Annotated in this window: 11 protein-coding genes; 8 read left to right on the top strand and 3 right to left on the bottom strand. The window is 41.7% G+C overall.

Annotation, left to right across the window (positions count from 1 at the left end; genetic code table 11):
• Both ACST14_RS00600 and ACST14_RS00605 read left to right on the top strand, forming a co-directional pair.
• On the top strand, positions 1-966 hold the full coding sequence (locus tag ACST14_RS00600) for a zinc dependent phospholipase C family protein (RefSeq protein WP_459459521.1): 966 nt from the start codon (positions 1-3) through the stop codon (positions 964-966).
• Positions 967-1,482 carry a metallophosphoesterase family protein gene (locus tag ACST14_RS00605; protein WP_459459523.1) on the top strand — a complete coding sequence of 172 codons (516 nt, stop codon included), beginning with the start codon at positions 967-969 and terminating at the stop codon, positions 1,480-1,482.
• On the opposite strand, the gene mnmA is transcribed toward ACST14_RS00605, so the two are convergent.
• Positions 1,475-2,617, bottom strand: coding sequence for a tRNA 2-thiouridine(34) synthase MnmA (mnmA, locus tag ACST14_RS00610; RefSeq protein WP_459459525.1), 1,143 nt, complete (start codon positions 2,615-2,617; stop codon positions 1,475-1,477). The genes ACST14_RS00605 and mnmA overlap by 8 nt on opposite strands.
• Before the next feature lie 119 nt (positions 2,618-2,736).
• On the opposite strand from mnmA, the gene ACST14_RS00615 reads away from it, so the two are divergent.
• The 3 genes from ACST14_RS00615 to hemF are packed head-to-tail and all read left to right on the top strand — an operon-like array spanning position 2,737 to position 6,821.
• Positions 2,737-3,324: a beta/alpha barrel domain-containing protein gene (locus ACST14_RS00615; protein WP_459459527.1), complete on the top strand. Its 588-nt coding sequence runs from the start codon at positions 2,737-2,739 to the stop codon at positions 3,322-3,324.
• 1 nt (position 3,325) lies between these two features.
• A complete protein-coding gene (locus ACST14_RS00620; protein WP_459459529.1) occupies positions 3,326-5,938 on the top strand; it encodes a transglycosylase domain-containing protein in 2,613 nt (870 codons plus the stop codon).
• A gap of 1 nt (position 5,939) precedes the next feature.
• Positions 5,940-6,821, top strand: coding sequence for an oxygen-dependent coproporphyrinogen oxidase (hemF, locus tag ACST14_RS00625; RefSeq protein ID WP_459459531.1), 882 nt, complete (start codon positions 5,940-5,942; stop codon positions 6,819-6,821).
• A 30-nt stretch (positions 6,822-6,851) separates the two neighbouring features.
• Here hemF and ACST14_RS00630 read toward each other — a convergent pair whose 3' ends face one another.
• Positions 6,852-7,250, bottom strand: a complete 399-nt coding sequence (locus tag ACST14_RS00630) for a hypothetical protein (RefSeq protein ID WP_459459533.1) — start codon at positions 7,248-7,250, stop codon at positions 6,852-6,854.
• A 16-nt stretch (positions 7,251-7,266) separates the two neighbouring features.
• The gene (locus ACST14_RS00635) at positions 7,267-8,316 is read right to left on the bottom strand and encodes an o-succinylbenzoate synthase (protein ID WP_459459535.1); all 1,050 of its coding nucleotides are present in this window, start codon (positions 8,314-8,316) and stop codon (positions 7,267-7,269) included.
• A gap of 68 nt (positions 8,317-8,384) precedes the next feature.
• On the opposite strand from ACST14_RS00635, the gene lpxK reads away from it, so the two are divergent.
• From lpxK to ACST14_RS00650, 3 genes are read left to right on the top strand one after another with little or no spacing between them, the layout of a single operon-like run.
• Positions 8,385-9,389, top strand: a complete 1,005-nt coding sequence (lpxK, locus tag ACST14_RS00640; RefSeq protein ID WP_459459537.1) for a tetraacyldisaccharide 4'-kinase — start codon at positions 8,385-8,387, stop codon at positions 9,387-9,389.
• Positions 9,390-9,398: 9 nt separating this feature from the next.
• Positions 9,399-11,369 carry a putative porin gene (locus tag ACST14_RS00645; protein WP_459459539.1) on the top strand — a complete coding sequence of 657 codons (1,971 nt, stop codon included), beginning with the start codon at positions 9,399-9,401 and terminating at the stop codon, positions 11,367-11,369.
• Positions 11,370-11,393: 24 nt separating this feature from the next.
• Positions 11,394-11,882, top strand: a complete 489-nt coding sequence (locus ACST14_RS00650) for a gluconate 2-dehydrogenase subunit 3 family protein (protein WP_459459541.1) — start codon at positions 11,394-11,396, stop codon at positions 11,880-11,882.
• Positions 11,883-11,884 lie beyond the last annotated feature (2 nt).

The following is an 11,884-nucleotide window of genomic DNA, read 5'->3' on the forward strand; positions in this document are numbered from 1 at the left end:
ATGCGCAAAATAGCACTTTTACTTATCTGTGGCTTTTTAGTTTCTTGGGGATTTTTGGCCCATAAAACCTTACAACAAATCGCCATTTATCCTTTGCCGACGGACCTAGGTCTTTTCTTCTATGCGAATCAGGAGTATGTTGTTCAACAATCGATTCGCCCAGATGTGCGTCGTAAGGATGACAAGACAGAGGATTCAAAGCATTACCTTGATATGGATGCAAACGTTTTTGGACCTAATTACCGCACCGATATTCCTCATGATTTTAAACAAGCGGTGGCTAAATATTCCTTTGATAGCTTGCGAAAGGAAGGTTTAGTGCCTTGGGAAGTGAATCGCGTGTATGGTCGTTTAGTGAATGCCTTTAAAAACGAATTAAAGGATTCCGTTTTATTCTATGCGGCAGATCTAGGTCATTATGTGGCGGATTCACACGTGCCATTACATACCACGAAAAATCACGATGGACAGTTGACAAACCAAAAGGGGATGCACGTCCTATGGGAAAGTTTAGTTCCAGAGGCTCAATTGAAGAATTATGCTTTGTATCAGCCTCAGGCAGCTCAATATATTGCCAAACCTCAGGATTTTATCTTCCAGATATTATTAGAGTCTCACGCCATGCTTCCAGAGATGTTTAAAGCAGAAACAGCGGTTCGTCAAGCTTTAGGGGAGGAGAAATCTTTTAAAATAGTCGAGCGTTATGGAAAGATGCAGCGTTACTATACGGATGAATTTATTCAAGCTTATGCTGATAAACTAGGGGTTTCTATTCAAGGACGTATGATTCAATCTTCGCATCGGGTGGCCTCGTTTTGGTATTCAGCGTGGAAAGATGCGGGTTCGCCGGCTTGGGTGACGAAAGAAATTACAGCTGAAAAGAAAGCTGCTTTTGAATCAGAAAAAGCACAATGGAAAGCGAATGCGTTGATTTCAACGGGTAAATTGATCTCCTTACACAAGTAAATGCAAAAGATTTTAGTCCTTTCTGATACCCATAGTTACCTGGATCCGCGTTTGATTCCCCATGTGGAAGCCTGCGACCAGATTTGGCATGGTGGGGACTGGGGTTCGGTGGCGGTGGCGGATACCTTGATTGGATTTGGAAAACCCGTATATGGGGTTTATGGAAATATTGATGATCGAATGATTCGGAATATGTTTCCCAAAATCACCCGCTTCACTTGTGAGCAAGTAACGGTCGCCATGACGCATATTGCCGGAGCGCCCTCTTCTTATAAACCAGATGCTTTAGAGACATTTTCGATGGGATTACCGATGATTTTTGTCTGTGGTCATTCCCATATTCTGCAGGTAAAAAGGGATCAGAATCGCAATAAAATGCTTTTTTTGAACCCTGGTGCTGCGGGACAACACGGATTTCACTCGGAACAAACGGCGCTGCAATTTAAGATCGATGGTAAGCGAATTTTCGATATGGAAGTCATTCAAATGCCTCGAATTCACACAAAAATTAAGTAGTCTGAAAGGATTGTACGTTTTCAAAAACACTTCCCTTTAGGTAGGACTTTAAAATCCAGCCACCACCTACGACATCATCTCCCTCATAAAATACGGCGGCTTGACCCGGTGCAATGCCAGACACATCAAAGGCAAAATCAACTTTCATCTTTTCGCCCACCTGTTCGATATGACCTGCCGTGCCGGCATCTTTATAGCGAACTTTAGTCACGGTTTCGATGCCTTCAGCAGGAATCTCTGCGTACTTCTGTAAGTTCAATTGACCCACCCACATGCCAGTTCGGTTTAAATCTTCGACTTTTCCGATGACCACTTCGTTCGACTCTTTCCGAATTTCAATGACGAAAGCTGGATAACCGAAGGCTTTTCCGAGGCCCTTTCTTTGGCCTACCGTATAAAAAGGATATCCTTCGTGTTTACCGATGATATTACCCCCTAAATCAATGAAATTCCCTCCTTTTACCTGGTCTTCCAGCTCAGGAATACGTCTTTTTAAGAAACCACGGTAATCATTATCCGGAACGAAACAGATCTCATAGCTCTCGGATTTATTGACTAAATCGACGAATCCACGCTCGGTAGCCATCTCTCTGATGCGCGCTTTCGTGAGATGACCTAAAGGCAAAATGGTACGCGCGAGACTTTCTTGCGAAACTCCCCAAAGCACATAACTCTGATCCTTTAAAGCATCTACGCCTTTGGAAATAATATGGCGACCATTCTCTTGTCGAATCTGCGCATAATGGCCTGTCGCGATGAATTCGCAACCTAATTGATCTGCACGACGCAATAACGCATCCCATTTAATGTGCGTATTACACATGACACAAGGATTAGGCGTGCGACCTTCTACGTATTCATTCGTGAAGTAATCGATGACCGAATCACCGAATTCTTCTCTGATATCTAATATATAATGTGGGAAACCAAGGGAAACCGCAATATGACGGGCATCGTTTATGGAGTCCAAAGAACAACAGCCTGTTTCCTTCTTATCTCCACCCGCACTCGCATAATCCCATGTCTTCATGGTCATACCGATTACTTCGTATCCTTGTTCGTGTAATAAAACAGCTGCGACCGAGCTGTCGATTCCGCCGCTCATAGCGACTAAGACGCGTCCTTTTTTATCCATATTTGCTGCTCAGGTTCAATGCCTGACGAAATTATGTCGCAAGTTACGGCTAATCTTTGTAAATACGTCTACAAAGCGTATTTTTGCCTAATTATTCGTATTCTTTTCAAAAGCCGTCTATGTTAAAAACCAAAGTTAAAGTCAGTTCGATTGAAAATCTCTCTGATGCTCGGTATTGTGCCGGAATGGGAGTGGAGTGGTTGGGTTTCTCTTTAGCGATGCCTTTAGAGAAATTCGTAGAGATTCGAAACTGGTTAGCGGGTGTTCAAATCGTAGGCGAATGCGTTGGTTTAAAGCCAGAGGATATAAAAATCGTAGTGGCTTCCCATCAACCGGACGCCATAGAGATTGATTCGAAAGTGAATCTCGTGTTGATTCAAGATATTGATTTGCCTAAAATACTTCGTGTAAATATCGATACGGACAATTTGCCAGCTTTATTTGCTTCAGCAGCTCCTTACGTGAGTCATTTTTTATTAATCGGAGATGGCCCAGAATCGCTGCAAGGGATGGAATCATCGATTGAGATTTGGGCGGCACAATATCCGATAATTTTAGGCTTAGAGGTGTCGGAGGAAGATATAGAAGAATGGGTAGAGCAAACCTCTATTCAAGGAATTGGTTTGACTGCAGGAAAAGAAGACCGTCCCGGTTTTCGAGATTTTTCTGATTTAATGAGTATCTTGGAAAAATTAGAAATTGACTAGTATGCTAGCTAAAATAAAAGAAAAATATGCTCAAGTAAAAGCAATCGTTTTAACGAAAGCGGACGCTGTTGGCTTATTATTGTTAGCCGGTTCTAAGAAGGTGTTAGGCGAGCGTTTATACAGTATTTGTGTAGGGTACCTGGTTTTAGGTCAAGTATTTGCGCAGACACAGGGCCGTAAATTACAGACCTATTATGATTCCAAAGTAGATAAGACTTCCCCATACTATAAACCTATTGTTCGTGGTTACCGGATTTTCGCTAAAAGCGCGCTTTTTCTTTTCCTTTATTTAGTAGTTATCGAGACTAATTTCTTCTTTTTAACAGGAGAAATGCCCAGTGTAGATGATTTGCAAAATCCGAAACTTTCACAGGCATCGGAGATATATTCTGCTGATGGCGTGCTTTTAGGCAAGTTTTTTGCGGAAAATAGAACTCCTATCCGAGATTTTAATCAGATTTCTCCTTACCTCGTTAAGGCTCTAGTGGCTACAGAGGATGCGCGTTTTTATGATCATACAGGGATAGATTTTCAAGCTTGGGCTGGGGTCATAGTGGGTATCGCTAAAGGAGGCGATCGTGGGGGTGGAAGTACTATTTCGCAACAATTAGCGAAGAATTTATTCAAAACAAGGACGAAGAAGGGATTCGTGAAGACGGGCCTTTTAGGCTATATTCCTGGATTAAATAAATTGATTTATAAGTCCAAAGAATGGGTAACAGCCATCAAATTAGAGCGTTTTTATACGAAAGATGAGATCATACTTTGGTATTTAAATACGGTCGATTATGGCAATAATGCCTATGGAATTAAGGTTGCCTCGAAGGCCTATTTTAATACGTCCCCGGATAGTTTGAATATTCAGGAAGCGGCGATTTTAGTGGGATTACAAAAGGCCACTACTACCTATAATCCGAAACGATATATTGGAAAACCTTTGGCAGAAAATAAAGCCTGGAAACGTAGAAACGTGGTTTTAGCCCAAATGGTAAAGGCAGGATACTTACGAAAAGTAGATTATGATTCTCTGGCTGTTTTACCGATTGAGTTACACGAAAACGAGGAATCCCCTTATGATGGAACGGGTAATTATTTCAAAGTGGCGGTAGCGAAATACCTCAATGAATGGGCGGAGAAAAATGAAATTGAACTTGATCTATACCGAGATGGGTTGAAAATCGTAACGACCATCGATTCGAAAATGCAGATTTATGCGGAGGAATCGGTAGAGGAAGGAATGCGTTCGACTCAAAAAGCATTTGATAATCATTGGGCTAACCAAAACCCTTGGGTGGGTGAAAATGGCCAAGAAATAGTGGGATTCATTGATACGGTAGCTAAACGAACAGAATATTATAAGTATTTAGCCTCTCGCTTTCCTACTAGTCCAGATTCGATAAAGCACTACATGAAGGATGTGAAGCGGGATATGTGGGTTTATTCGAGAAATGCGTTAGGCGAAGAAAAGCGCACGATGAGCTCGTATGATTCTATTCAGTATTATAAGAAATTTTTGCAGGCGGGTATGATGACGATGGATCCGTTCACGGGCCATATCAAGGCTTGGGTAGGTGGATTGGATTTCAACTATTTTAAATATGACCACGTAAAACAGGGTCGCCGCCAGCCAGGATCGACCTTTAAGCCCTTCGTTTATACCTCAGCTATCGATGGCCCCAAGGATCTTTCTCCGTGTTATATGATGAAAGATGAGCCTTTTCAAGTAGAGGTAGAAAATGAGAAGGGTGAAATGGAAATGTGGCGACCTGGCAATGCAAATGGGAGTTTTTCTGGTAGAGAAATGCCGATTAAACGCGCTTTGGCTCAAAGTATTAATTCCGTTACTGCTCGATTAACTAATGAAGTAGGAGCAGATACGGTGATGTATTATGCTCAAAAAATGGGAATTAAAAGTCCCTTGAAACCCAAAGCATCTATAGGTTTAGGATCTTTTGATGTCACGTTATTTGAGATGATTGGTGCTTATTCTGCCTTTGTGAATGAGGGAATGCATGTGGAGCCTATGCTCGTGCAGGAAATCCAAGATCAAAATGGTAAAGTAATGCAACGTTTTGATCCTACCATGGAACAAGTGATTCGAAAGGAATCTGCGCAATTAGTTCGTTATATGCTGGAAGGTGTGGTCCATGAAGGTGGAACTGGAAGTTCCTTGTTATATGGGGAAGGCGATATTTTATTGCCTAAAGACAATCGTTATGCGCGTGTTTTTGCTGGTAAAACAGGGACCACTTCAAACCATTCAGATGGGTGGTTTATCGGGATGTCACATAATTTAATTTCGGGGGTTTGGGTAGGTGGAGATGATCGATCGATTCACTTTAGAACAGGTGCCTTAGGTGAAGGATCTAAAACGGCTCTTCCGATCTTTAAACGCTTTATGATTAAAGTAGTAAAGGATCCAATGTTAGCGCAATACCGTCCAGAACCATTTGAGAAATTAGATAGACGCGTGGTGAAAAAGGAATTTGATTGTTCTAATGGATCTTATGCCTTACCTGATTCACTTCAAGTATCAGATGCCGAATTAGACTCCATGAATGCCTTATTAGAAGATAATGCAACAGCGTCGGATTCGACGGGTTCCCCTCAGTAAAATGAATAAACACGACATTGCCGCCTATTTTCAAGGATTACAAGATACTATTTGTGCTGGAATTGCGGCGACAGATGGTGTGGCATCCTTTAAAGAAGATAAGTGGACGCGGGCTGAAGGTGGGGGTGGACGAACGCGGGTTTTAGTTAATGGTGCTATTTTAGAAAAGGCCGGAGTTAATTTCTCAGCCGTTGAAGGTCCTTTGCATCCGAAGATGGTCACCAGTTTGAATGTCACCGAAGAGGTCGAATTCTTTGCGACTGGGGTTTCCATTGTGATGCATCCAGAAAATCCTTGGGTACCCATCATTCACATGAATGTGCGTTATTTTGAGTTGAGTAATGGGGAGTTTTGGTTTGGTGGCGGCATCGATTTAACTCCGCATATTATCATTCCAGAACAGGCAAAATGGTTCCATGAGCAATTAAAAGCGGTTTGCGACCGCTTTGATTCGGCTTTTTATCCTAAATATAAGACTTGGGCAGACGATTATTTTTATAGCCCGCACCGCGAAGAGACGCGTGGAATTGGTGGTATCTTTTTTGATTACATCAAAGGCGATAAAGAAACGGTTTTTGAGTTTGTCAAAGCCATTGGAGAATCATTCGAGCCTATTTACAGTCATTTGATGCGCATCAATGCGTCGAAAGAATACACGCAGGCCGAAAAAGAATTTCAATACATCCGCCGCGGTCGCTATGTGGAATTTAATTTAGTGCACGACAGAGGAACTAAATTTGGTTTGGAGACGAACGGACGAACAGAATCGATTTTAATGAGTTTGCCACCTATGGCTGCTTGGGAATATATGTATGATCCGAAGGTATTTCCGGAAGGTCAGGCGACCTTTGATTTGCTGAAAAAAGGGATAGACTGGATATAAAAAAAGGGGCTCGCGAGCCCCTTTTTACGTTTATTTTGTTTCCCAAACAATCTCGATTCCCTTCGGGCTCATTAAGAGCACTCGCGTGGGAGCGGGAAGTAAAACTAATCGGGCGTTTGCATCGGGATCTTCTACCCATTCTACTTGAACGCCTTCTTTCTTTCCTATTTCTATTTCTCCATCAGCCGTCTCTACGAATTTCTTCGCTAAATAGGCCGTAGGTAATAATACATCTGATTCTGGACAGTGTTTTAAATGAACCTTCTCTAAGATGTCCTCTAGTTGATCGCCGTATTTCTCATTGAAATCATCCTCTAAATCATGAAGCATCTCCTCTACATCATCGTAGGATTCATCAGAGTAGTTTAACTTACTCAATTCTAAACGCTTTTCTAAGATGGCAATCATTGACTCGTCAATCGTATTCATAAGTTGTTTTTATTTTTTACAAAGATAGGGGCTGAAAAGGAGATTCCCTGAGAAATGTTGGGTCTAAACTGATATTTCCTTTTTCAATCGAAAGACCAGAGGCAAAATTATTTGTATACAACTGCCCAGTCCCTAAGCCCTGTGGTATTTTTACATCATAATCCCCGGTTAATTGGGCGATGGCTTGTAAGCCTATGTTGGATTCCAAAGCCGACGTAATCCACCATTCCTTTCCTTCCTCAGAGGCCCAATCGATCCAATCACGTGTTGCTTGAATACCTCCTAAAAAGCTAGGCTTAAGGATGATATAATCGGGGTCGATGAACGAGGCGATCGATTTATCCTGCATCCCGATGAGTTCCTCGTCTAAAGCAATGGGAAGAATTTGCTGAGCAATAAGTTTTCTCATTTCGCCGGGCTGTCCAGATTTAATGGGCTGTTCAATGGAATGAAGATCGAAAGCGGCTAATTTTTCTAGTTTAAAAGGTGCTTCAGCAGGAGAAAATGCACCGTTTGCATCTACGCGCAAAGTCAATTCATCTGCAGAAAACCGGGATCGAATGCTTTTTAAAAGTGATAGTTCAGTCTCAAAATCAATGGCGCCTATCTTTAATTTCAAACAAGAATAACCTTGCCGTAATTTCTGTTCGATTTGCTCGCGCATAAATTCGGCGGATCCCATCCAGATGAGGCCGTTGATAGGGATTTTTTGCTGACCCTTCGAAAAGTCGTTTTGAAAAGGGGCGGAATAATCAAGAAGAGCCGTTTCTAGGGCAAAGCGAAACGACGGTTGTTCGAACGGAATTTTAGAGACCCATTCAGTTATATCTGTTGGTATGGTTAAACCTTGAAAAGGCGCTAAAGCTTTCTCAAAAGCGGCAGAACAATCTTCCGAAAACTCTGGACTTAGACCAAATAATGGACCAGCTTCACCTATGCCGTGACGCGAGCCATCCGAAATCTCAACGAAATACGATTTCTTCTTAGTTAAAACGCCACGGGACGTTCCAGCTTCGAAGTGAAATAGGAGTTCGTGCGGAAGAAATCGGAGACTAATTTTAGACATGATGCAATTTATTATTTTCTATTCGATTTTGTGCCCTCCCGTATTATTTTTAGCTTTAAGGTTATTATATGAAGCACTTAATTACCTTTCTTCCGTCCTTGCTTTTTGGCCTAATTACTTATGTCCGGAATAAACTCTATGACTGGGGAATTTTGCCTTCTAGGTCATTTGATGCCCCTCGGATTATCGTAGTGGGGAACCTAGCGGTCGGTGGTACGGGGAAGAGTCCTTTAGTGTCTTATGTAGTCCAAAACTGGCGTGGAAGTGATCGATTAGGCATATTGAGCCGTGGTTATGGCCGTAAAACGAAGGGCTATGTAGACGTGCAAGTTCAATCGACGGCGGAAGAGGTGGGAGATGAACCTTTGGCCTATAAAATGTTATTTCCTGAGATTCCTGTAGCTGTTTGTGAAAAACGAGCTAAAGGAGTTGACTTGATGCCTGATGTGGATGTATTAATTTTAGATGATGCCTTTCAACACCGTTCGATAAAAGGGGCGGTAAATTTAGTTTGCTCTACTTTTTCGCAACCCTTTTACGCAGATTCGCTACTACCTCATGGTCGTTTACGGGAATCAGCAAAAGGGATTTCAAGAGCTGATGCGGTTATCGTGACGCGTTGTCCGTCTATTTTAACGAAGGAACAGAAATCTAATTTTGCTCAAGGCGTATTACGGAATTCGAAAGAGGAGAAACCGATATTCTATACGAGTGTGCGTTATGGAAAACCGATGGGTCCACGGGAACATTTGCCTACGAAATGGTGTTTATTTGCAGGTATTGCAGATCCTCAACCCTTTTTTCTTGCTGCTGCCTTTTTAGGTCAGGTGCTAGAAGAGGTGGTTTATAAGGATCACCATGATTATACGGAAATAGAATTAATGGAATTTGAACAACAGGCCAAAAGCATGTCAGGCGATCAAGGTTTTCTGACTACGCACAAGGATTTTGTTCGGTTTCAGTCTCATTTAGGTGCAATGCCTAATTTAGCGAACCATTTATATTATTTACCGATGGAAATGTATTTCATCGATCAGGAAGAACAGTTTTGGGACTGGTTAAGAAAAAATTAAATTTGTAGAGTGAGATATAGGCTGTTATTATTTTTCATGTTCATCGGGTTTTCGCCTGTTTTTGCACAGACTTTGCAGTCTTCTGGAGGGGATAGGAGGGCTAATAGAACGAGAGATGCAAATACTTTCCCAGATCCCATGGCGCCTACTGACCCTAACGCACCTAAGCCAGTGGCGAATGGAAAATCAGGGCGTGCGGCTTTAGATGATTCGACTAAGATGATTTATGGTCCTCAAACCATGTCTTATTTTAACGAGGAAGATGTTTTGAATGGCCGAGGAGCAAAAAAATCAGTAGATACAAGTTTACACCTTTTTCAACGCTATTTATTCCAAGAAAGATCGGGTTTTTTAACGGCTCATTTAGGGAATGAAGGTACGGCAGTACGAAATGTGTTTGTTCGTCAGTCAGACCAAATTGGTTCGCAAATGGGCTATAACGCCTACATGCCTTATGCCTTCGCGGCAGATGAGGTAAAATATTACCAAACAAAATCCCCTTATTCCGATGTGGAGTATTACTTAGGAGCAGGGGAGCAAACTCGACTCAATTTTACCTTTGCTCGAAATATTGATTCACTTTGGAATATGGGTTTTGAGATTCAGAGGCAGGTTTCGGATAAGTTTTTGACAGATCAAAAATACAAAACAGGTAATCAAACTCTTACGGAGCAGTGGGGCGTATTGCTTCAAACGAATTTTAGAACGCGCAATAATCGCTACCGCCTATTATCCCACTTGAATTATTTTGATATGGGTATTCAGGATCAAGGGGGGATACAATTGTTGAATGGTTTAGATCCGACTTCAGCCCTGAAGTACACGGATAACGGGGCATTATTTGCTAATTCAGGGGCACAGTCAAATGATTCCTTTATTAAATTCCATTTTTACCACGAGTTCATTGGCTTTAAGGGATTGCAGTTTTTTCAACGCATCGACGTAGAAAATCGTACGGCAAAATTTAGGGACATGGATTTTGCGACGAACCTTGATAAGAGCTATTACCTGAAAAACTATAGTACTATCACTGATTCGCTCTATAATGAAAACCAATGGCAATCTTATGCCCATCAGACAGGTTTTAAGGGAATATTTAGAGGCTTCACCTACCGCACCTATTTCAAACAGCGTTATTGGGATGTAAATAACCCTATAGCAGGCTTACAGCGAAATCGCTTGGAAAATTATGTCGGATTATTTCTACAACAGAAATTTAATGATAAAATTGATTTTACGGCGGACGGAGAATACTTGCTAGGATCAGATTATCGCTTACAAGCGAACTTTATTTCGCCTTTATTTCAAGTGAAAGCAAGCAGAACTTCAGTTAGTCCAACTGTGGCTTCAAACTGGACTTTTAATTCGGCCTTTCGATGGAATCAATCGTTTGATAATGTCCTTTTTGACGAATTAACGGGGACATTGAACCTAAAGCATAAAAATCTGTATTTCCGCCCTACTGCGACGATTCAGCGAATCGCAAATTATGCCTATTTTGATACCCTGTCGAATGCTAAGCAGGCTTCAGACGCCATAGGTGTATTTAGAACGGGATTTTATGCCGGTGGGACTCACGGTAAGTTTGAATGGTCTACTGTAGTCTTAGCGAATACGAAGACGGGCCCCGATGTGATTCGGATGCCTAATTTAGTGGCGAATGCGAATCTTGCCCTGAATGTACAGTATAAGAAATTATTGTATATGCAGTTTGGTGTAGATCTGCAACATCAATCAACTTATTATGCAGATGCCTATATGCCTACTATACAGCAATATCACCTGCAAGACCGTTACGAAATTCCTGCATTTGTGCAGGCTGATGCCTATGTTTCTTTGCGAATTAACCGTGTTCGACTTTTCTTTAAAATGCAAAATGTTACGCAAGGATTGTTAAATTCGAATTATTATACCGCTTATTTACATCCAGCGATGGGACGTTCTTTTGGTTACGGAGTTCGCTGGTTGTTATTTGATTAATGGATTATTAAACCTACATAAATTATGAAAACGATTTCACGTCGAAATTGGGTGAAAAGAATGGCACTGGCTACCTTAGGCAGTGTTGTATTTACTGACCTAAAAGCAGCTGATGCACCCATTATTCAATGGAGCGCTGATCAAGATGCTTTATTAAACAATTGGATGGGAGTAATTATTCCTGAATCCAGCATTCCGGGGGCCGTTTCCTTAGGCGTTCCTGCCTTTGTGAAGACCATGTTGATGGATTGTTATGAGCCTAAAACGTCTGAAAACCTGGTGAAAGCTTTAGCCGCTTTGCCTTCCATTGAAAAAGTATCTGAGTCAGAAAAAGAACACCTATTTTTCCAAATTGAAAAAGGTAAAATGGGGTCAGATGCACAAAAAGCTTTGGCAACCTTAAAAGGCCTGACTATCCGAGGCTATATGACCACCGAATACGTGATGGTGAACCACCAAAACTACGTGATGGCACCTGGATTTTTCAATGGCTGTGAACCTATAAAAAAATAAAT

The sequence above is a fragment of the Aquirufa sp. A-Brett2-15D genome, from assembly GCF_054558735.1.

What these genes read in the sequence shown, in the direction of transcription:
- ACST14_RS00650 (WP_459459541.1), top strand. Translation starts at nt 11,394, where the DNA reads ATGAAAACGATTTCACGTCGAAATTGGGTGAAAAGAATGGCACTGGCT.
- ACST14_RS00620 (WP_459459529.1), top strand. Translation starts at nt 3,326, where the DNA reads ATGCTAGCTAAAATAAAAGAAAAATATGCTCAAGTAAAAGCAATCGTT.
- hemF (WP_459459531.1), top strand. Translation starts at nt 5,940, where the DNA reads ATGAATAAACACGACATTGCCGCCTATTTTCAAGGATTACAAGATACT.
- mnmA (WP_459459525.1), bottom strand. Translation starts at nt 2,617, where the DNA reads ATGGATAAAAAAGGACGCGTCTTAGTCGCTATGAGCGGCGGAATCGAC.
- ACST14_RS00615 (WP_459459527.1), top strand. Translation starts at nt 2,737, where the DNA reads ATGTTAAAAACCAAAGTTAAAGTCAGTTCGATTGAAAATCTCTCTGAT.
- ACST14_RS00630 (WP_459459533.1), bottom strand. Translation starts at nt 7,250, where the DNA reads ATGAATACGATTGACGAGTCAATGATTGCCATCTTAGAAAAGCGTTTA.
- lpxK (WP_459459537.1), top strand. Translation starts at nt 8,385, where the DNA reads ATGAAGCACTTAATTACCTTTCTTCCGTCCTTGCTTTTTGGCCTAATT.
- ACST14_RS00605 (WP_459459523.1), top strand. Translation starts at nt 967, where the DNA reads ATGCAAAAGATTTTAGTCCTTTCTGATACCCATAGTTACCTGGATCCG.
- ACST14_RS00600 (WP_459459521.1), top strand. Translation starts at nt 1, where the DNA reads ATGCGCAAAATAGCACTTTTACTTATCTGTGGCTTTTTAGTTTCTTGG.
- ACST14_RS00635 (WP_459459535.1), bottom strand. Translation starts at nt 8,316, where the DNA reads ATGTCTAAAATTAGTCTCCGATTTCTTCCGCACGAACTCCTATTTCAC.